Source organism: Marinobacter sp. UBA5687, from assembly GCF_002420325.1.
In the GTDB taxonomy this organism is placed as follows: domain Bacteria; phylum Pseudomonadota; class Gammaproteobacteria; order Pseudomonadales; family Oleiphilaceae; genus Marinobacter; species Marinobacter nauticus.
Map to the genome: position 1 here is coordinate 24660 of NZ_DIHV01000014.1, position 18119 is coordinate 42778.

Consider the following 18119-nt stretch of genomic DNA (forward strand, 5'->3'; position numbering starts at 1 on the left):
CGTTAACTCAGTAATTCGGTGAACGGATAGTATGTAATCAAATCGCCGGCGCGGATGGCCGTGTGTTCCGGCACCACAGCCAGGCCGTCGCCCCAGCAGGCGGAACTCAGGACGCCGGAGCTCTGGTTGGGGTAGGCGACAACCTCCAGACCCGCTGCTGAACCCTGCTTCCGGGCCCGTACAAACTCGCGGCGGACAGATGTGGAGGTTACGTCAAACCCAGCGGGCAGAGATTCGCCCACGGGAAGGAGGTCCTGCCGGCCCTGGCGTTTGCGAATGTAAGGCATCGCCACCACCAGAAAAGTGACCAGGACCGCTGCCGGATTGCCCGGCAAACCGAGTACCGGTATGCCTGCCACTTCGCCAAACGCCAGTGGTTTGCCGGGCTTGATTGCCATGCGCCAAAGTGACAGCTTGCCGGATTTCTCCAGTACCGCGCGAACGTGGTCCTCCTCACCGACCGATACGCCGCCGCTGGTGATGATCAGGTCGGCCTTGGCAGCAGCAGACTCGAGCGTGCTGCGGGTAGCTTCCCGGGTATCTTCAAGGGTTTCGCACAGAACCAGCTCGCAGCCAGCCTCGGCCAACAGGCCCATGAGGGTAAATCGGTTGGTGTTGTATATCTGGCCAGAATCAAGTGGCTGGCCCGGCTCCACCAGTTCATCACCGGTGGTCAATACCGCGACTCTTAGCCGGCCCATGACCGGAACCTGGCTGATTCCCATGGAGGCCAGCAGGCCCATTTCCTGGGGGCGAATGCGCTTGCCCTTCGCCAGCGCCAGATCGCCCCGGGCAAGATCCTGGCCCTGCCTGCGAATGTTCTGGCCCTCTGAAACCTCGGCCTGGATCAGAATCATGTCGTCGGTGCGTTCCACCCGTTCCTGCATCACGACCGCATCGGCCCCTTCGGGAATCTCGGAGCCGGTAAAAATCCGTGCCGCTGTGCCGGGTGCCAGTGTTCCGGGGGCAACGCCGGCCGGGATTCTGGCGGATACGGACATCGGTTTGCCGGCGGCGACATCGGCCAGACATACCGCATAGCCGTCCACGGCGCTGTTATCCGCTGGCGGCACATCCGCGGGAACATACTGGTTCTCCGCCAGAACCCGGCCGAGGCTGTCCGTTAAGGCAACGGCTTCGGTCCGGGTGATGGCCGGCGCCCGGTCAAGAATATGTTGCAGTGCATCGTCAACCGATGTCAGATCGTTAGCCACCATGTGTCCTCCTGTTTATCGCTCGGCACGCTTGCCAATCACTTCCTGAACCCGCTGGTAGGGGCGGTCCGGCTTGCGCAGGGCCAGAGCAGAGAAGTTACAGGGGCCATGGCGACTGTCCAGTTGGGTTGCCAGAATGCCGTTCCAGCCGGTTCGGCAAGCCCCGGTTGAGCCGGGCAGGCAGAAAATAACCGTATGGTTGGCCAGGCCGCCAAAGGCCCGGGACTGGATGGTGGAGGTGCCGATTTCAGACGCGGACAGTCGCCGGAACTCCTCACCAAATCCGTCGATGGTTTTATCCAGCAGGGGCGCTACCGCCTCCGGCGTACTGTCACGTTCGTGGAAGCCGGTGCCGCCGGTAATAATGGCGGCGTGAATCTCCGGATCAGCAATCCATTGTGACATCAGGGCCCGGACCAGGTAGATGTCATCCGGCAGGATGCGGCGGGCGACCAGCCGGTGACCGGCCTCGACAACACTGTCCTCAAGAAACTGGCCAGACGTGTCTTCATCCGGGCCTCGGGTGTCCGAGACGGTCAGAAGGGCGATGTTCAGGGGCTTCAGTTCGCTGGTGCGATCACTGCTCATGGGGTAGGCTCCGGAAGTCTGTCATCAATCATAGGCTCAGTATCCTGATCTGCTGCGTGGTTGGGAAGGGAGTAACCCATCAGAGGGAGCCCCAGAACGAGTGAACCCCATGCCAAAAACCGGCTTAATTTTGTTCAGGGGCTTGACATTCGCGCTAAAGGTGGCCGATGATGCCGTTGCCCGGCGAACAGTTGTTCCCACTCTCTGGCTTCGGCATTTAATATCCGGCTTCCATCTACACCGGTTGCTCCATCTGCCAGCACCTTTGTTTCATTTTTGATTCGATCAACACGTTCAGGGGCGCCCCTGTCATTCCAACAGTCGTTTACTTCCATTCCTGAAAATCCAACAAACTATGAATCTTACTGAACTCAAGCAGAAATCCGTGCCCGAATTGCTCGATATCGCGCAAGAAATGGGCCTCGACAACCTGGCTCGTTCGCGCAAACAGGATGTGATCTTCACCATCCTGAAAAAACACGCCAAAAGCGGCGAAGACATATACGGTGACGGTGTACTGGAGATTCTGCAGGATGGTTTCGGCTTCCTCCGCTCCGCCGATGCCTCATACCTGGCCGGGCCGGACGATATTTACGTTTCCCCCAGCCAGATCCGCCGGTTCAACCTGCGCACCGGTGACACCATCTCGGGCAAGATCCGGCCCCCGAAAGACGGTGAGCGTTACTTTGCCCTGCTGAAAGTCAACGAGATCAACTTTGACAAGCCGGATAACGCCCGCAACAAGATTCTGTTCGAGAACCTGACGCCGCTGTTCCCGGATGAGCGTCTGACGCTTGAAGCTGGTAACGGCAGCACTGAGGATCTCTCCTCACGGGTTCTGGACCTGGTGGCGCCCATTGGTAAGGGGCAGCGAGGCCTGATCGTATCCCCGCCCAAGGCCGGTAAGACGCTGCTGATGCAGAGCATTGCCCAGTCCATCACCCGTAACAATCCAGAGTGCCATGTAATGGTTCTGCTGATTGACGAGCGGCCAGAGGAAGTGACCGAGATGCAGCGCACTGTGCGCGGCGAAGTCATCGCCTCCACTTTTGACGAGCCGCCGGCCCGTCACGTGCAGGTGGCCGAGATGGTGATCGAAAAGGCCAAGCGCCTGGTCGAGCACAAGAAAGATGTGGTTATTCTGCTGGACTCCATAACCCGTCTGGCCCGTGCCTACAATACGGTCATTCCTTCCTCCGGTAAGGTGTTGACCGGTGGTGTTGATGCCCACGCCCTGGAAAAGCCCAAGCGTTTCTTCGGTGCTGCCCGTAATGTGGAAGAAGGTGGCAGCCTGACCATTCTTGCGACCGCGCTGGTGAATACCGGTTCCAAGATGGACGAGGTGATCTACGAGGAGTTCAAGGGCACCGGCAACATGGAGATCCATCTGGATCGCAAGATTGCCGAAAAACGGACATACCCGGCCATCAACATCCGCAGCTCCGGCACTCGCCGCGAAGACCTGTTGATGTCCGAAGCCGACATCCAGCGTGTGTGGATTCTGCGCAAACTACTGCACTCCATGGACGACGATACCGCCGCCATCGAGTTCCTGCTGGATAAACTCAGGGACACCAAGACCAACGACGAGTTCTTCCAGTCCATGAAGCGTCGGTGATACTGACTCCGATTTCCGACCGGCGGGCATTCTTATGGAATGTCCGGCTGGTCGGGGCGGATTCCCTCCCCAGCATTCAAGCTGCTCAGGCCAATACCTGAACTCAGGTCTGAATCCAGACCAGAAAAAACTCCGTAGTACCGTAGACCAGAAACGGAGCACACCATGAAATACAACGACCTTCGGGACTTTGTCAGCCAGCTGGAAAAGCTGGGTGAGCTCAAGCGCATTACTGCCGAAGTTGACCCCCACCTGGAAATGACCGAAATCTGCGACCGCACCCTGCGTGCCGGTGGTCCGGCGTTGTTGTTCGAGAATCCGAAAGGCTACGATATGCCGGTGTTGGCCAACCTGTTCGGAACACCGAAACGGGTGGCACTGGGCATGGGGCAGGACGATGTGGCAGCGTTGCGGGAGATTGGCAAGCTGCTGGCGTTTCTGAAAGAGCCGGATCCCCCCAAGGGCTTCAAGGACGCCATTGAAAAACTGCCATTATTCCGGCAGGTCATGCGCATGAGCCCCAAGGTGTTGCGCTCGGCACCCTGCCAGGATGTAGTGATTGAAAAAGACAAGGTGGATCTGTACCAGATACCGGTCCAGCACTGCTGGCCGGGTGACGCCGGTCCTCTGGTGACCTGGCCGCTGGTGATTACCCGTGGCCCCAACAAGGAACGTCAGAACCTGGGTATCTACCGGCAGCAGGTGATTGGTCGTAACCGTCTGATTATGCGCTGGCTCAGCCATCGGGGGGGCGCCCTGGATTACCAGGAGTTCCGTAAGGCCAACCCGGACAAGCCCTATCCGGTTGCGGTCGCACTGGGTGCTGATCCGGCCACCATTCTGGGTGCCGTTACCCCGGTGCCGGATACGCTGTCTGAATATGCTTTTGCAGGATTGCTGCGAGGGAGTCGAACGGAACTGGTGAATGCGGGCCTGAGCGATCTTCAGGTACCGGCCAGTGCCGAGATTGTACTGGAAGGCTTTATCTACCCGGACGATATGGCGCCGGAAGGGCCGTTTGGTGATCACACCGGGTATTACAACGAAGTGGATCAGTTCCCGGTGTTTACCGTGGAACGCATTACCCACCGCCGGGATCCGATCTATCACAGCACCTATACTGGCCGGCCACCGGACGAGCCGGCGATTCTCGGAGTGGCGCTGAACGAGGTGTTCATTCCAATCCTGCAGAAGCAGTTTCCGGAAATTGTCGATTTCTATCTGCCGCCGGAAGGCTGTTCCTACCGGCTTGCCGTCGTCACCATGAAGAAGCAGTATCCCGGCCATGCCAAACGGGTGATGATGGGGGTATGGTCATTTCTGCGGCAATTCATGTACACCAAGTTTGTGATTGTCACCGATGACGACGTCAATGCCCGTAACTGGGAAGACGTGATCTGGGCCATTACTACGCGGATGGATCCGGCCCGGGACACCACCCTGGTGGAAAACACCCCGATTGACTATCTGGACTTTGCCTCGCCGGTGTCTGGGCTCGGCTCGAAGATGGGGATGGACGCCACCAACAAGTGGCCCGGAGAGACCGACCGGGAGTGGGGCACTGCCATCGCCATGACCGATGAGGTTAAACAGCGGGTGGATGACATCTGGGACAGCCTGGGGATTGAAATTCCCGGTGCCCGCCCCGACTGACAAGGGGGCAGAGAGTGTTTCGGATACGCCTGCAGCCATCGGGGCTTGGTTATGGTGCGGATCAGGCTGAAGACCTGTTGTCTGCAGCGACCGCAGCCGGAATACGGGTGCCGGCAGCCTGCCGAAACGGCGTGTGCGAAATCTGTGAGGCCCGGTTGCTGAAAGGTCGGGCGCTGAATACCCGAAATCAACATTCTATCGCGGTTGGCGAGCCACTGATGATGTGTCGGACACGGTCGCTCGCCGACCTTGAACTGGAGATACCCGCCGTTATGGCATCAGGAAATTACCAGCCCCGCCAGTACCAGGCGAAGGTAATCGACGTACGTTCCATCAGTCACGATGTGTACCGGGTGGCCTTGCAGCTTCCCCGGCGGAGGGATGTGGCTTTCCATGCCGGGCAGTATCTGTCGGTGATTCTGCCCGGAGCTGACCCCTGCTATTTCTCGATTGCCAGCAGCCCCTCAGCAGAGCAGATCGAACTGCACATCCAGGCGTCGCCCGACTGGATCTCGGCCCAGAAAGTCATCGATGCGCTGACTTCCGGCCAGGATGTGACGGTGGAACTGCCCCATGGCAAGGCCTGCCTGGCCAGTATGCCGGACAAACCCCTGCTGCTGGTGGCGGCAGGTACCGGTTTTGCCCAGATGAAAAGCCTGGTGGATTACCTGCGGGAAACCCGTTACCAGAAGCCAGTCAAACTGTTCTGGGGCGTGCGCAAGCACGAGGACATGTACCTGCGTTCTCTCGCGCAGCAGTGGCAGGAGGAGTGGGCGCCGTTCAGCTTTTTGCCGGTGGTGGGAGACGATGAAGACAATGACTGGGGCGGTCACCACGACCAACTGGTCAGGGCTGTGCTGGCTTCAGGGTTCGATTGGCAGGACGTGGAAGTTCATGCCAGTGGCTCGCCCACCATGGTGTATACCCTGATGGATGCGCTGGTGGAGGCTGGCCTTCCGGAGCAGGCCTTTTTCTCGGATGTTCTGGAGTATGCTCCCCGCAGCTGACAGTTTCAGTGGGCGCTATCAACAAGGGCCGGCAATTTGCCGGCCCTTGTTGATTGTCTGAATCAAAGACTGCGAAGTCTCAGGCCCGGGGCATGGGCAGGTCGGGCAGGCCATGGTCGGTTTCCAGCCCCTGCATCAGAAGCTTGATGCTGGCTTCTTCCTCGCCCATATGGGCATTCAGCCGGCTCAGCTCCGCGAGGGTTTCACGATTACGGCGTAATTTCAGACTGGTTTCAAAGTACTCCCGTGCTTTTCCCCACAGCTCATTACGCAGGCTGAGCCGGCCCAGTGCCAGCAACAGCTCGGGGTTGTTGGTGCGATGTTTCAGCCACTGTTCGGCAATCAATAGCTGTTCCTCCGGATCCTGACCCTGAATCCGGCCATACAGGTTGATCAGCTCGTCGCTCCAGTGGTTACGCAGTACCTTTCTCAGCAGCGTTTCTGCCTGGGCCTCATCACCCAGTCCCGCCAGCAGTCGGGCGTAGTCGCGGATGGTGTACTCATCCCGGCGCACAAAGCCCGGCAGTTCGTCCCACAGGCGAGTCAGCGGTTCCAGGCTGGCTTCGGGGTTTTCCTTGCGGCTGCGTTGGCATTCCTCGGCGGCCTGTTCCAGCAGGTTTTGCCAGACCTGACGTTCCAGTTCGTTCAGTTCGCTCTCTGGCACCACACTGCGCTTGCGCAGTTCCGGAATAAGACGGGACAGCTCGCGCCAGTCCTCCAGACGCAGATAGGCGTTCTTCAGCAGCTTGAGGACAAACGGGTGATGTGGAGATTCCTTGCGTAGGCGCAGCAGGGTCGCCAAAGCCTGCTCGGGCCGGTTGCCGGCCAGTTGCAGCTGGGCCTGGGTCAACCCCACCGCCATGCTGGAGCCAGGTGTGCTTTCAAAGGCCTTGCGCAGCAGTTCATCGACCGCTTCATGGTCGCCGGACTCGAACGCGGCCTGGGCCGCCGCGAGATAGTTGATCAGGGGGGTGTCGGCATGGCTGGCAGAGCTGGACAGTAGCTTACGGGCGCGGGGCCAGTTGCCTTCGGCCAGAGCCAGGAGGCCTCGTGTGGTCCGGCGCCGGGCCCGGCGCTCATTACCGCGGGCAATCCAACCCGCCATCACACCGGTGCCCTGGCGGAAGCGGCGCACCGTGTTGATGAGGGTGACGGTCAGCAGGATGATCACCAGAATCAGCCCCAACCCGACCCAGAAATTGGTTTCAATCAGGTAGTTGCCCAGGCTGATGCGGATATAGCCCAGGTCGTAGGTCAACCCCAGGGAAAGCCCGGTGCCCACCAGAAGGGCAAGCAGCAGGATCAGCAATACGCGGATCATGACTCATCGCCCCCGTTGGCCGCCTTGCTGTCGGCATCGTTGTCGCCTGTGGCCAGGCGCCCCGCCAACCGCTCCTTCAGCAGGCTCAGGGACTGGCTGATATCCGGCAGTTCGGGGTCTACGTTGCGCTCGGCCAGTTCGTTCAGGGTCTCGTTGAGCCCGCGAATGGCCGGGTTGGTGCCGTCATACCAGTCGTTGATGGTGGTGATGGCCTTGTTCAGAGCGCGTTCATACAGTGGCTGATTGCCCCGCAAGACCGCCATTTCAGCTTCTTCCAGCATCAGTTGCAGGTTGAGACGGGCCCAGGCGCTCTGGTCCGGAGACAACAGGGGTTTTACCGGTTCGTCCATCCGGCGGATCACAACGACTTCCTTGAGGGTGCCCAGGAACCGGTTCCAGCCTCTGGTGAACATGTTGCTGCCGTCAGACGGCGCATTCTGGTCTTCGACCATGTCGAATCCCGGCGCCTGATCACTGATCAGGGCCTGGTCGGTGAGATCGTTGACGCTGGCGATGGCAGCCTCCAGTCTCAGGTATAGCCCGGTGCGGTCGACACCCTGAATGCCTCTCAAGGACTGGATTTCCCGTGCCAGTTGCTGGCGTACCGGATAAACCCCGATATCGTCGGATTCCCGCAACACCTCGTCGGCCGATTCCAAGGCGGACAGTGAACCGCGGATGTCTTTTTCAATCAGCAGGCGCTGGTTGGCAATACGCAGCAGATATTCGGCTTCCGCCAGCAGCCAGTCGGTGCGGGTGCGGTTGCCGGCTTCCAGCAATTCGCGGGCGGTGTGATCGATCTGGCGTTGCTGGGTGGCAATCAGCTCCCGCTGTTCCGCCACGCGGTTTTCCAGTGCCTGAAGCCGCTCGCTCTGTTCGCTGCCGCGGTTGCCGTAAAGGCTTTCCAGCTGGTTGGTATCCTGCCGGAGGTCCTGAACCACCTGCAGGGTGGCCTGGTGCTTCTGCCACTGTTGCCAGTTCCAGAGCCCAAGGGCAATCGCCAGAATCAGCGCGAGAACCGCCACAATCCACACTGGCCACAAGCGTGGGCGTTCTGGCCTGGCGGGTTGTACGGGAGCGGGGAGTTGTTTTGTTGTTTCAGTCACGGGCATCCTTACTTGGTTATCCGTTGTCACCGGCCTCCTGCGACAGGCAGGAAGCAACACTGATGACCAGGTCGTCATCGTTCAGGCTACCGGGCACCAGTGGCTTGCGGAAGCCCAGCGCGCGCGCCTGTTCCGCTACACGCTCCGCAGGTACTACGATTATGTCGGGCGTCAGAGCCAATTGGTATCTGTGGCCCAGCTTCACCAGATTGTTCAGGGTTTCGCCGGAAAGCGCAATCACCACCTCGGGGTGGAAGTCGGCAACCAGAGCCTTCACCTGTTTTGCAGAATAGTACGGCAGCACGCGCCGGTACAGGGGCAGGGTGGTAATCCGTGCGCCCCGTTGCGCCAGGCTCTCACGAATCAGTTCCCGGCCATGCTCGCCCCGAGCCAGCAGAACTTTCTCTCCGTCAACGCGCTGCAGTGATGGCAGCGCCAGCAACGCTTCGCTGGTCCAGCCTTCGGCGGGCATTCTCGGTTTCAGGCCATGTTCGCGAAAGACCGCGGCGGTGCCGGCGCCCACTCCGTACCATTGCAGGCCGGCGGGAAGTTGAGGCCACCAGTGGTCGATTTCCTCCATCAGCCGGCGGGCGGCATAGGGGCTGACCGCGATGATGTGGGAAAAGTTGTCCAGCTGCTGCAGGATGCCGCGCTGCTCCGGGGTTTCCGGTAAAGGCTCGCGCGCCATCATCGGCATCACCCGGGCATCGGCACCGGCCTTACGAAAGGCCTCGGCGAGGCGGCTGGCTTCGGGCTCGGGCCGGCAGATCAATACACGCCGGCCCTGGAGTTCAGACGGTTGCTGAAACTCAGCGTGGGGTGTGGCCATAGATTTCAGCCAGCACCTTGTCGGCCCCCATGGACAGCAGCTGTTCTGCCAGTTCACGGCCCAGGCGTTCACCTTCGGCGCGCGGGGCACGGCCTTCCACCCGGAAAATCTGGGTACCATCGACTGCGCCAACCAGGCCCCGCAGCCACAGGGTGTTATCGTCTTCCAGCAGGGCATAGGCGGCAATGGGCACCTGGCAACCGCCTTCAAGGCGACGGTTCAGCGCCCGCTCAGCGCTGACGCGGTCCCAGGTGTCGGTGTGATTGAGCGGGTCAATCAGCTCCAGAAGTTCCGTGTCACCGACCCGGCATTCGATGCCCAAAGCACCCTGGCCAACGGCTGGCAGGGAAAACGTGTCTGGCAGACAGTAACGGATACGGTCGTGGAAGCCGAGACGCTTCAGGCCGGAGCTGGCCAGTACAATGGCGTCGTATTCACCGGCATCGAGTTTCGCCAACCGGGTATTCACGTTGCCACGCAGTACCTTGATCTGAAGATCCGGGCGGTTGGCCCGCAGTTGGGCTTCCCGACGCAGGCTGGCGGTGCCTACTACCGCGCCCTCAGGCAGCTGGTCGATGTGTTCATACTGATTGCTGACGAAGGCATCGGTGGGGTCTTCACGCTCGCAAATGGCGACCAGCCCCAGGCCCTCGGGGAATTCCATGGGCACGTCTTTCATGGAATGCACGGCCAGATCGGCACGGCCGTCCAGCATGGCTTCTTCGAGCTCCTTCACGAACAGGCCCTTGCCGCCGATCTTGGCCAGGGGGACGTCCAGGATCTTGTCGCCCTGGGTCTTGATCTTGATCAGTTCAACGTCAACGTTGTCATGCAGCCTTTCCAGCTCGGCCTTGATGAATTCCGCCTGCCACAGCGCCAGTGCGCTGCTGCGGGTTGCAATGCGAAGGGTACGTTTGGACATGTCACTCACTGTCGTTCGGGAAAATGTGCCCCAAGGTTACCTTGTGGCAGAAAAAAAGTCCCGCGGTGAACCCCCGCCTACCCCCTCAGGGGGAGGGTTGGTGTTCGTGTAACCATTGGCGGACCGTACTGGCATGGCGGCGGCTGACCGGCAGCAGGGTGGCATTGCCTTTCAGTGCCAGCTGATTCTGTCCATCGGACGACCGCCGCAGCCCCTGGATAAAGCGCACGCCAACCAGTGTGTGTCGGTGGACGCGCAGAAGGTGATCCGGGTAAGCCTGCTCCAGTTCTTTCAGGGTGTAGTCGCACACCGTCTCGCCGTGGCGGTGGTGCAGAGTCACGTACTTCTGGTCGGCCTCACAGTAGTACAGATCTGACAGGTCGATCAGTTCGGTGCCTCGGTGCGTGCGCACCGCCAGTTGGTCGTTACCGGCATCGGTACTTTGCGCCAGGGCTTGCCTCTGTACCCGGTTCAGCTTGCCGGCCCGGGCCAGAGCATCGGCCAGCGCCTCACGCCGGACCGGTTTGAGCAGATAGGCGACGGCGCGAACCTCGAACGCCTGGATGGCATAGTGGTCATAGGCGGTACAAAAAATCACTGCGGGCGGATTGTGGAGCTTGCTGAGCTGGTCGGCTGCCTCCATGCCATCCATGCCGGGCATACGGATGTCCAGCAGCAGGATATCCGGTTCCAGTTCGGCCACTTTGCGCAAGGTGTCGTTGCCATCCACCGCTTCGCCACAAACCCGGTAATCCGGCAGGGCTTCCAGCAGGCGCTGAATGCGCTGGCGGGCGAGGGGTTCGTCATCGGCAATCAGTACGCGTTTGCTGTCTTCGGTATTCATGGCCTGTTTCGTGACTGACGGTTGCTGGTGTTGATGCTGCGCCGGGGCAGGCGAAGGGTGACGGTGTAGGTATTGCCCTGGCGACTGTGTTTGAGCACGGCCGGTTCGCCAAACAGTGCCTGTAGTCTGGCCTGGGTGTTACTCAGGGCGACCCGGTTGCCCTGATGCTGGCGTTCCGTAGATTCCGGCGCGGGATTCTGCACCAGAAGGTAGACAAAGTGATCCTTGGCCGATACTTCGACCCGGACGACACCGCCTTCCGGCCGCGGCTGAATGCCGTGATAGATGGCATTTTCCACCAGCGGCTGCAGTGTCAGGGGTGGTATTACCTGTTGCCCGAGCCCGGGTTGAATATCCCACTCCAGTTGCAGGCGTTCCCCCAGTCTCAGAGACTCAATCGCCAGGTAGCGCTGGCACAGTTCCAGCTCACGGTTCAGGGGAATGAGCTGGTCGTCGGTGCGCAGGCTGGCCCGGAACAGTTCCGACAGATCCAGCACTGCTTCTTCCGCCTGCTCCGGATTGGTGGCAATCAGGCTGGCAATGGTGTTCATGCTGTTAAACAGAAAGTGTGGCTGGATCCGGGCCTGCAAGGAGGTCAGCCGGGCCTGCATTTCCGCCTCACGCTGTTGCTGCCACTGGTGCTGAAGGTAAAAATAACGCAGCACCATCAGGACAATCAGCAGTGCCAGTAACAGCTTCTTGGCAATGCCCTGCCAGAGCGCCACGCCCGGCTGCGGGTGCAATACGCTGTCGGCAAACAGGCTGAACGCCAGTACGTCCAGCAAGACAATGGCGGCGATGGTCATCGTGGCGCGGCTGTTGCTCATGCGGGCCAGGCGGGGGCGCAACAGACAGATCAGTGCGGCGCTGGTGAGGGTGGTCCATTGCACGAACAGGGACAGCAGACCGAAGTAGTTCCAGTCGATCCAGCTGTTCTGTGCCTGCACGATGGCCAGCACCAGAACCAGCAGTTCGCTGGTAATCAACAGCATGAACACGGCCCGCACACGACACAGATCGGGCACGTAGAAGCTGTCGGTGTCCTTGTGGTTCATGCCTTTGTCGGGTTTCAGGGGAGTCTCCTTAACCGGGGCCGGAATGCTATACTGCCGCAACTTTTAACTTATCCATTGCCGGCATGATGATGCCGGGCTGTCAGCAGGAAAGATAGACCATGTTTTGTACCACAAATAATGTAACTCTCCTGTTGCAGTCTTAAACCACCCCTTTATACTGAACAAAAATACAGTATTGGAGATCCGAGGGTGGAGTTCCTTCTTGCTACACCAGAGTTTGGAATCAGGGGCCACTCCTATGAAGGGTTCCCGATTCTTCTCAAATCCAATCATGATGTGTTTGTCGAAGGAATGGAATTTCTCGTTCATCACTGCTTAAAACGTGGAAGTGTGCAAAGCCGACGTAGTTGGGAAACGTTTGGAAGGGATCTGTGTGATTATTTCGAGTTCATTGAAGCCAATGGGTTTGATTGGAGAGAGCTTGATCACCGAAATCACGAAACCCTGTTAGCCCTGTATCGCGACGTTTCTTTTGATCGATTTAACCTTAGCGCCTCCACGGTAAACCGACGACTTCACCTGGTGATCAAGTTTTATCAGTTTGCCCTCAAACAAGGTTGGGTAAGCACGTTGCCGTATGACCTTGAAACGGTGAGAGTCAGACAGACAAAGGGTTTCCTGGCACACACAGACACGTCCGGGGGGTATGCCGTAAAGCCTGATGTACTGCTGAAAACCATCAAGAACAAAACTCTCCGATTGATCGTTCGGTTGGCGTTGCTAACGGGTTTGCGTAAAGAAGAGCTGCTGACAATTCCAGTTCACTACATATCTGCACCCCGGTCGATCTCGGCTCGAAGTCATGTGGTGGTTGAGCTTGATCCCCAAGAGATGAGCACCAAGGGAGACAAACCACGGACGATCCATGTGCCGATATCATTGATGACGGATCTCTGGGATTACGTGATCCACGAGCGTCACGAAACGATCCGCAAACACGGGACAGACCCAAAAGCCCTCTTTGTAACCGCCAAGGGCAACCCCTGGAGCATTCGAACCTCGCTCAACAATCAACTGAACCGATTGAAGCTGTCGTTCGCCTGCCATCCCCACATCCTTCGTCATACATACGCGACGCACACGTTGAAATCACTGATGTCACGGAAGAGCACCACGTTCAATCCGTTGATCTATGTCCGAGATCGCCTCGGCCACAGCAGCATCACGACTACGGAAAAATACCTGCATTTCCTCGACGACATCGAAGACGATTTGCGCACAAGCTATCAGAGAGAAATTGAAGAAACGGCGAAGGAGGCGGCCTGCGCATGAAAAAGGATTTCACGCTAGAGAGGCATGAGGTTGGTGTTCAGGAGTGTGGCGAGACTGCAATCGAGGGGACAATCACCACCGTTGATCAGGCGCGTGTTTCAAAACCGGCGAACACCGTCGTTGCGTTTCCCGAAAACGCAACAAGCGCCAGAAATGCGGACTTCGGGCCATTTTACGGCCAGGGCTATGACAACATCACCGCTGCCTGCCAACGCACAATCGAAAGGCTGGTCGCAGAAAGCGTCAAAACCAATGGAAAGTCTCTCAGCCCGAGCACGATTGCGAGTTACTGGAAAGATGGCTTTCGTAACTTTGCGCCCTTCCTGTCGTTACTCCACGCCGCTAGTGGTGAGCGCCTTACCATGGCCGATCTCGACGCCGACAGCATCAAACAATTCCTCCAGTACTTGAGAAACGAGCCCCTCAAATACGGCGCGCAGAAAAACTACTTCTCTCATACCAAATCTCTGCTTGTGGCATGCCATCGGTTCGGGTTCTGGCCAGAAGTGGATATGAAAACGGTCTGGCCTGCCAGTCCGTTTCCGAGTTCTAACAGGCGAACTAAGGGCCAGAGGGCGCTTAGCAAGAATGAAAAGCGGTTTTTGATCAAAGCGCTGCGAAAAGACATGGAGCGTATTGTGGCTCACTCGGAGCCACTGGGTCGCTATGACTTGGCCGTATGCGTCTTGTCCATTGCGCTGTCGACCGGAATGAACCTGACGCCCATCCTGGAGCTGACCACAGACTGCGTACAGCCTCACCCGCTCAAATCCAACCTGCGGCTGTTAGTGAGCTTTAAACGTCGTGGTAACGCCACGCAAGTTGTCGCACTGAGAAAGTCTGAGGAAGTGTCAGAGATGGCCAGTATCCATCTCTATGCCGCTGATGCCATTGATCTGATCGTTGCGAGGAACGCTACGACACGCGCCCAGTTCGATGACTCAAATCGGCTGCTGGTCTACGAGGGAACTCGTAGCAAGTTCGTGGGCAAAGCATGCCGACTGACGAACTCCATATTGAATTACAGCATCAACGCATTTGTTGACCAGCACCAGCTTAAAACGGACGATGGTAAACCGCTCACATTGAATGTCAGCCGGCTGCGCCAGACGCTCTTGAATCGTGTGTGGGAAATGTCGGGGCAGGACCCCTTGGTGGCGGCCAGAACAGGCCGACATGCCGTCTCAACGGGCAATGCCCACTACTGGGAAGCACCACCGGAAGCGGAAACCGACATGCGGTTTTTAGGCGAGGCGCGTGTTCAGGAGCTTCTTAGCCAGCCGAATATTATCGCCAGTGACCGAACACCCGTTTCGTCGTGCAAGGATGTCCGTCGCGGGCAGCGCGCCCCGAAAAACGGCGAGCCCTGTCAGGACTACCTCGGCTGCTTCCGATGTAAGAGCTTCGTGGTGACCGGCGATGACCTCTATCGCCTGTTCAGCTTCTACTGGGCCGCCCTGCGCAATTACGACACCTTCGGCGGCAAACGCTGGACCAAGTACCTCAAGCAAGTGATTCGACTGATCGATGAAGAGATTGCGCCTCACTTTGGTCAAGCGCTCGTGAATGAACAGCGCGAGAGAGCGAAACACCAGCCGCACCCGTTCTGGCGAGACCTGAGCATGGCGAGGATGGCGGTATGAGCAAGATTACCGGCGCAGAGGTGCTGGCCGACCGTGAACGTTTGCTGCGGGCTTTGCCCCAGGGTGAAGGACTTCACGGTATCATCACCACGGACCGGGCCGATGGGGTGTTATATGCGCTTTCCCGGTATGAAGACCCGGAGTGGTGGTTGCCCAGAGCCAAGAGCACTGGAAACCGGAGGGATTGCGAGCGGAGGATGGATTTTACCCGGATCAAAGGCGATCAACTGAGATCCGAAGCCAAAATCCTCATGGGCCGAACAATCTGGGGCGAAAAGGCGCTGAGCAATGCCTCGGTCTTCACTATTTTCCAGAATCTGGTGCTCTGGCTGAACTGGTTGCACGACCAGGGGATCTCCGGTCTGGCGCAGGTCACGCCTCTCGTAGCGGTCCGCTACGTTCAATACGTCCAGCGTTTGACCCCGCCGCATAAGCCGGGGAAACAAATTAGCAGCATGACGAAGTGGAATCGCTTGTCGACTGTGGAACGAAGCTGGAAATTACTGCGCGATACCTCCCACGGATTTGAGCATCCATGGCCCGAAAGCTCGGCTATCGCGCTGTCCGGACATAAGAGATCAAACAAGGCCAAGACTGACATCATTCCTGATGACATTCTTCGGCAACTGTTCCAGCACGCCGAATTTCTGCTCAATCGAGCCGACGACTTGTTGAAGCATCGGGATGCCCTAGCTGACTTCCAACCCTGTTCTAAAAACCATAACGATCAATGGGAGGAGCGGGTCGAGTTTTTGAAAACCCGAGGTTGGGATCAGGGGCTAGGTGCACTGGGTACGACACTGCGCGACCTGCGTGACGGTTGTTTCGTGATCATTCTGGCGACGACCGGTATCCGGGCCCATGAACTCGGAAACATCCGGAGGGATCAGTGGTACAGCGAAGTTCGAGATGGCGAGCGGTTCTACTTCCTCGGCTCACGTTCGGACAAAACTCATGCGGGCGAAACATCATGGCTGTGCCCGGAGATTGCGATTGAGGCGGTAAAGGTGCTGGAGCGGCTGGTAGAGCCCTTGCAGGCTGAACTTGAGCAGGCGCTGAAAGAAGCCAAAGTAGTGGGAGACCTGAACAAAGTGACTTGTCTTGAAAAGTGCTCAGGTTGCATCGGTCTGACCAAGTTAACGCAAAAGAGAAACAGTATTTCTCTGCTGAGTGGCCTCGCTCTGCACCGAAGGCTCGGGAAGTTTGCGAAGGACCTCGGGATAGATTGGAAGCTTGCTTCACACCAATTCCGGCGTACTTTTGCTAACTACGTGGTGCATCACAAGCTGGGTGACTTGCGGTATCTGCGAGATCACTTCAAGCACTGGAGCCTGGATATGACCATCCTGTATGCAATGAACGAGGCGCAGGATCTGGAGCTCTATGACGAAATCTACGCCGCTTTTGACGGCAAACGTCAGGCGATTGTCGGTCATTGGTTGGAGCCTGATACTCGGCTTTCCGGTGGCATGGCCGGCCATATCCGCCAAATGCGAAGCCGCTCGGAAGAAGTCCGTACCTATAAAGATCGGAAAGAGATGATTGAGGCCATCAGCGAGCTGGTGTACCTGCGGTCCACCGGCATCGCCTGGTGTACCAACGATACCGGCGTGGACTGTGCAGGCGGCCAATGCGAGGATTGCGAGCACGGTTGTATTGACGATAGCCAAAAGCCGTTCTGGGAAGGACTTTACCTGCAACAGATTGAGCTTCGACAGATCGATGATCTGGATGACTCGGGATCAAAGACGGTCGAGCGCACCATGGAACGCTGCGAGAGGGTGTTGACCGATCTCGGCGTGGACATCAACCGTCTCAAGGAGCAACTGACCGATGTCGACGTCATCTGAATCCGAGACCCACAAGCGTATTCGGCTGGCCATTGTTCGATTGGAAAAAGGCCAGCCTAAGGTCGTTGAGAAGGGCAGGAAAGTCTCGGTGGCCGCTGTTGCCGAAGAGGCCGGAGTCAGTCGTGCCTTGATCCACAAAGACTACCCAGACATGCTGGAACGCATCCGGGGCAATTCCAACAAGGCGATCCAGAGACAGCGTGACGAGAAGCACGAGAAACTCAAGGAAGAGCGTTTCAAGAATCGTCAGTTACGGGAAAAAATCGTAGATTTGACCGAGCAGCGCAACGAACTTGCTTCGAAAAACGCGACTCTTGAACTCGAAAATCGCCGGCTCTCGGCAATCTTGGAAAGTAAAAACGTTAGAGTTTTTAGGGGGAAATCGGGTGAGTAGCGCTACGCAGATTTTGGCCAGAACCTTTTTCTCCCGCTTCTAAACAAAAGCGAACATTCGCTCTGCTTTAAAGCTGACCTTCTTTACTGTGCCCCGACTGACCTTTCGAACAGAAAAGCAGACATTCAGGTTGAGCGATCAGCCTAAATAAAATGGCCTCCGTTTGGGGCTGGGACTTTCCATACGTTTCTGGGCAAGTCCACCGCCGTTTTAAAACCGTCCGTGGGAACGGGATAGAACTCCCCTTGTAAGCCATTGTTTTGGAGTAGCATTCTTTTAGCCGAAGCTCGTCTGGAATCCAGTCGAGATTTGCTGTGTGAGTCACTTTATGCTGAATTTCGCGGTAGAGATCAAAAGCTTCTTTGAGCGGTTTGGGGTTAGCCATAGATGTTCCTTGAGGCCTCGAAATCCTTTAACTGCTTTGAAAGTTGTATTTTGCGACACTGATCGCAGTTTGTTGTGAAATGTGACTTGAATCAATGGGGGTACGTGCCTTTACTGTAAAATCGTGCAAAACTCATATATCCTCTTGTCCTTTCGATATTCCGCAAAGCGATTCGAGGCGGTAGGCAGACGCTCCGTCTGTTTCTTTGCCTCACAAATACAACCATCAACAGCAACAAGGCGTTAGCCGATTCGTTGTGGCCTGTTTTCTTTCGTAATAGTCGAACTTTGGAGTTAGGTGGGTTGGGATTGTGGACAACGCGAAATTACAAGATCATTTCACGTTAGGTCGGCTAAGCCCGCTATCACGTGAGAGTTGTCAATGGCCATTTATTTTG

Annotated in this window: 16 protein-coding genes; 7 read left to right on the top strand and 9 right to left on the bottom strand. The window is 57.7% G+C overall.

Translation table 11 applies throughout. The features are described from left to right. Nucleotides 1–2: 2 nt before the first annotated feature. On the bottom strand, nt 3–1217 hold the full coding sequence (gene glp / locus B3Y70_RS01385; protein ID WP_022992120.1) for a gephyrin-like molybdotransferase Glp: 1215 nt from the start codon (nt 1215–1217) through the stop codon (nt 3–5). A 12-nt stretch (nt 1218–1229) separates the two neighbouring features. Continuing rightward, nucleotides 1230–1802 carry a molybdenum cofactor biosynthesis protein B gene (gene moaB / locus B3Y70_RS01390; RefSeq protein ID WP_183580079.1) on the bottom strand — a complete coding sequence of 191 codons (573 nt, stop codon included), beginning with the start codon at nt 1800–1802 and terminating at the stop codon, nt 1230–1232. Between the two features lie 355 nt (nt 1803–2157). Between moaB and rho the strand changes: the two genes are divergently transcribed. From rho to B3Y70_RS01405, 3 genes are all read left to right on the top strand, one after another. Further along, nucleotides 2158–3420, top strand: coding sequence for a transcription termination factor Rho (gene rho, locus B3Y70_RS01395; RefSeq protein WP_023011768.1), 1263 nt, complete (start codon nt 2158–2160; stop codon nt 3418–3420). A 165-nt stretch (nt 3421–3585) separates the two neighbouring features. Beyond that, nucleotides 3586–5073 (top strand): 4-hydroxy-3-polyprenylbenzoate decarboxylase, encoded by a 1488-nt coding sequence (gene ubiD, locus B3Y70_RS01400; RefSeq protein WP_011784027.1) that lies wholly within the window; start codon nt 3586–3588, stop codon nt 5071–5073. A gap of 14 nt (nt 5074–5087) precedes the next feature. Beyond that, a complete protein-coding gene (locus B3Y70_RS01405) occupies nt 5088–6080 on the top strand; it encodes a 2Fe-2S iron-sulfur cluster-binding protein (protein WP_272999260.1) in 993 nt (330 codons plus the stop codon). A 79-nt stretch (nt 6081–6159) separates the two neighbouring features. On the opposite strand, the gene B3Y70_RS01410 is transcribed toward B3Y70_RS01405, so the two are convergent. The 6 genes from B3Y70_RS01410 to B3Y70_RS01435 all read right to left on the bottom strand — a co-directional run bounded on the left by B3Y70_RS01410 (nt 6160) and on the right by B3Y70_RS01435 (nt 12217). Continuing rightward, entirely contained in the window at nt 6160–7401 is a 1242-nt protein-coding gene (locus tag B3Y70_RS01410) for a heme biosynthesis HemY N-terminal domain-containing protein (RefSeq protein WP_022992123.1), read from the bottom strand. Next, nucleotides 7398–8513: a uroporphyrinogen-III C-methyltransferase gene (locus B3Y70_RS01415; protein ID WP_206769614.1), complete on the bottom strand. Its 1116-nt coding sequence runs from the start codon at nt 8511–8513 to the stop codon at nt 7398–7400. Before B3Y70_RS01415 ends, B3Y70_RS01410 begins: the two co-directional genes overlap by 4 nt. A 10-nt stretch (nt 8514–8523) precedes the next feature. Then, a complete protein-coding gene (locus B3Y70_RS01420) occupies nt 8524–9336 on the bottom strand; it encodes a uroporphyrinogen-III synthase (RefSeq protein ID WP_273031222.1) in 813 nt (270 codons plus the stop codon). Further along, nucleotides 9317–10258 (bottom strand): hydroxymethylbilane synthase, encoded by a 942-nt coding sequence (gene hemC / locus B3Y70_RS01425; RefSeq protein WP_011784032.1) that lies wholly within the window; start codon nt 10256–10258, stop codon nt 9317–9319. The genes B3Y70_RS01420 and hemC overlap by 20 nt, the downstream gene beginning before the upstream one ends. An 85-nt stretch (nt 10259–10343) precedes the next feature. Then, on the bottom strand, nt 10344–11102 hold the full coding sequence (locus B3Y70_RS01430; RefSeq protein WP_011784033.1) for a LytR/AlgR family response regulator transcription factor: 759 nt from the start codon (nt 11100–11102) through the stop codon (nt 10344–10346). After that, entirely contained in the window at nt 11099–12217 is a 1119-nt protein-coding gene (locus B3Y70_RS01435; RefSeq protein WP_011784034.1) for a sensor histidine kinase, read from the bottom strand. The genes B3Y70_RS01430 and B3Y70_RS01435 overlap by 4 nt, the downstream gene beginning before the upstream one ends. Nucleotides 12218–12367: 150 nt before the next feature. Here B3Y70_RS01435 and B3Y70_RS01440 point away from each other — a divergent pair, with 150 nt between their 5' ends. Genes B3Y70_RS01440 through B3Y70_RS01455 form a run of 4 tightly spaced genes read left to right on the top strand, consistent with a single transcriptional unit; the run spans nt 12368 to nt 17337 of the window. Then, the gene (locus B3Y70_RS01440) at nt 12368–13450 is read left to right on the top strand and encodes a tyrosine-type recombinase/integrase (RefSeq protein ID WP_286895866.1); all 1083 of its coding nucleotides are present in this window, start codon (nt 12368–12370) and stop codon (nt 13448–13450) included. Then, on the top strand, nt 13447–15093 hold the full coding sequence (locus B3Y70_RS01445) for a phage integrase SAM-like domain-containing protein (RefSeq protein ID WP_008169877.1): 1647 nt from the start codon (nt 13447–13449) through the stop codon (nt 15091–15093). The genes B3Y70_RS01440 and B3Y70_RS01445 overlap by 4 nt, the downstream gene beginning before the upstream one ends. After that, the gene (locus tag B3Y70_RS01450) at nt 15090–16943 is read left to right on the top strand and encodes a tyrosine-type recombinase/integrase (RefSeq protein ID WP_008169875.1); all 1854 of its coding nucleotides are present in this window, start codon (nt 15090–15092) and stop codon (nt 16941–16943) included. Before B3Y70_RS01445 ends, B3Y70_RS01450 begins: the two co-directional genes overlap by 4 nt. Continuing rightward, a complete protein-coding gene (locus tag B3Y70_RS01455; protein WP_008169873.1) occupies nt 16927–17337 on the top strand; it encodes a hypothetical protein in 411 nt (136 codons plus the stop codon). Before B3Y70_RS01450 ends, B3Y70_RS01455 begins: the two co-directional genes overlap by 17 nt. Before the next feature lie 67 nt (nt 17338–17404). Here the strand turns inward: B3Y70_RS01455 and B3Y70_RS01460 are convergent, their stop codons facing one another. Next, a complete protein-coding gene (locus B3Y70_RS01460; protein ID WP_273031214.1) occupies nt 17405–17722 on the bottom strand; it encodes a hypothetical protein in 318 nt (105 codons plus the stop codon). Nucleotides 17723–18119: the final 397 nt, after the last annotated feature.

Coding starts and splice junctions, on each gene's coding strand:
- glp (WP_022992120.1), bottom strand. CDS start 1,217: ATGGTGGCTAACGATCTGACATCGGTTGACGATGCACTGCAACATATT.
- moaB (WP_183580079.1), bottom strand. CDS start 1,802: ATGAGCAGTGATCGCACCAGCGAACTGAAGCCCCTGAACATCGCCCTT.
- rho (WP_023011768.1), top strand. CDS start 2,158: ATGAATCTTACTGAACTCAAGCAGAAATCCGTGCCCGAATTGCTCGAT.
- ubiD (WP_011784027.1), top strand. CDS start 3,586: ATGAAATACAACGACCTTCGGGACTTTGTCAGCCAGCTGGAAAAGCTG.
- B3Y70_RS01410 (WP_022992123.1), bottom strand. CDS start 7,401: ATGATCCGCGTATTGCTGATCCTGCTGCTTGCCCTTCTGGTGGGCACC.
- B3Y70_RS01415 (WP_206769614.1), bottom strand. CDS start 8,513: ATGCCCGTGACTGAAACAACAAAACAACTCCCCGCTCCCGTACAACCC.
- B3Y70_RS01420 (WP_273031222.1), bottom strand. CDS start 9,336: ATGGCCACACCCCACGCTGAGTTTCAGCAACCGTCTGAACTCCAGGGC.
- hemC (WP_011784032.1), bottom strand. CDS start 10,258: ATGTCCAAACGTACCCTTCGCATTGCAACCCGCAGCAGCGCACTGGCG.
- B3Y70_RS01430 (WP_011784033.1), bottom strand. CDS start 11,102: ATGAATACCGAAGACAGCAAACGCGTACTGATTGCCGATGACGAACCC.
- B3Y70_RS01445 (WP_008169877.1), top strand. CDS start 13,447: ATGAAAAAGGATTTCACGCTAGAGAGGCATGAGGTTGGTGTTCAGGAG.
- B3Y70_RS01450 (WP_008169875.1), top strand. CDS start 15,090: ATGAGCAAGATTACCGGCGCAGAGGTGCTGGCCGACCGTGAACGTTTG.
- B3Y70_RS01455 (WP_008169873.1), top strand. CDS start 16,927: ATGTCGACGTCATCTGAATCCGAGACCCACAAGCGTATTCGGCTGGCC.
- B3Y70_RS01460 (WP_273031214.1), bottom strand. CDS start 17,722: ATGGCTAACCCCAAACCGCTCAAAGAAGCTTTTGATCTCTACCGCGAA.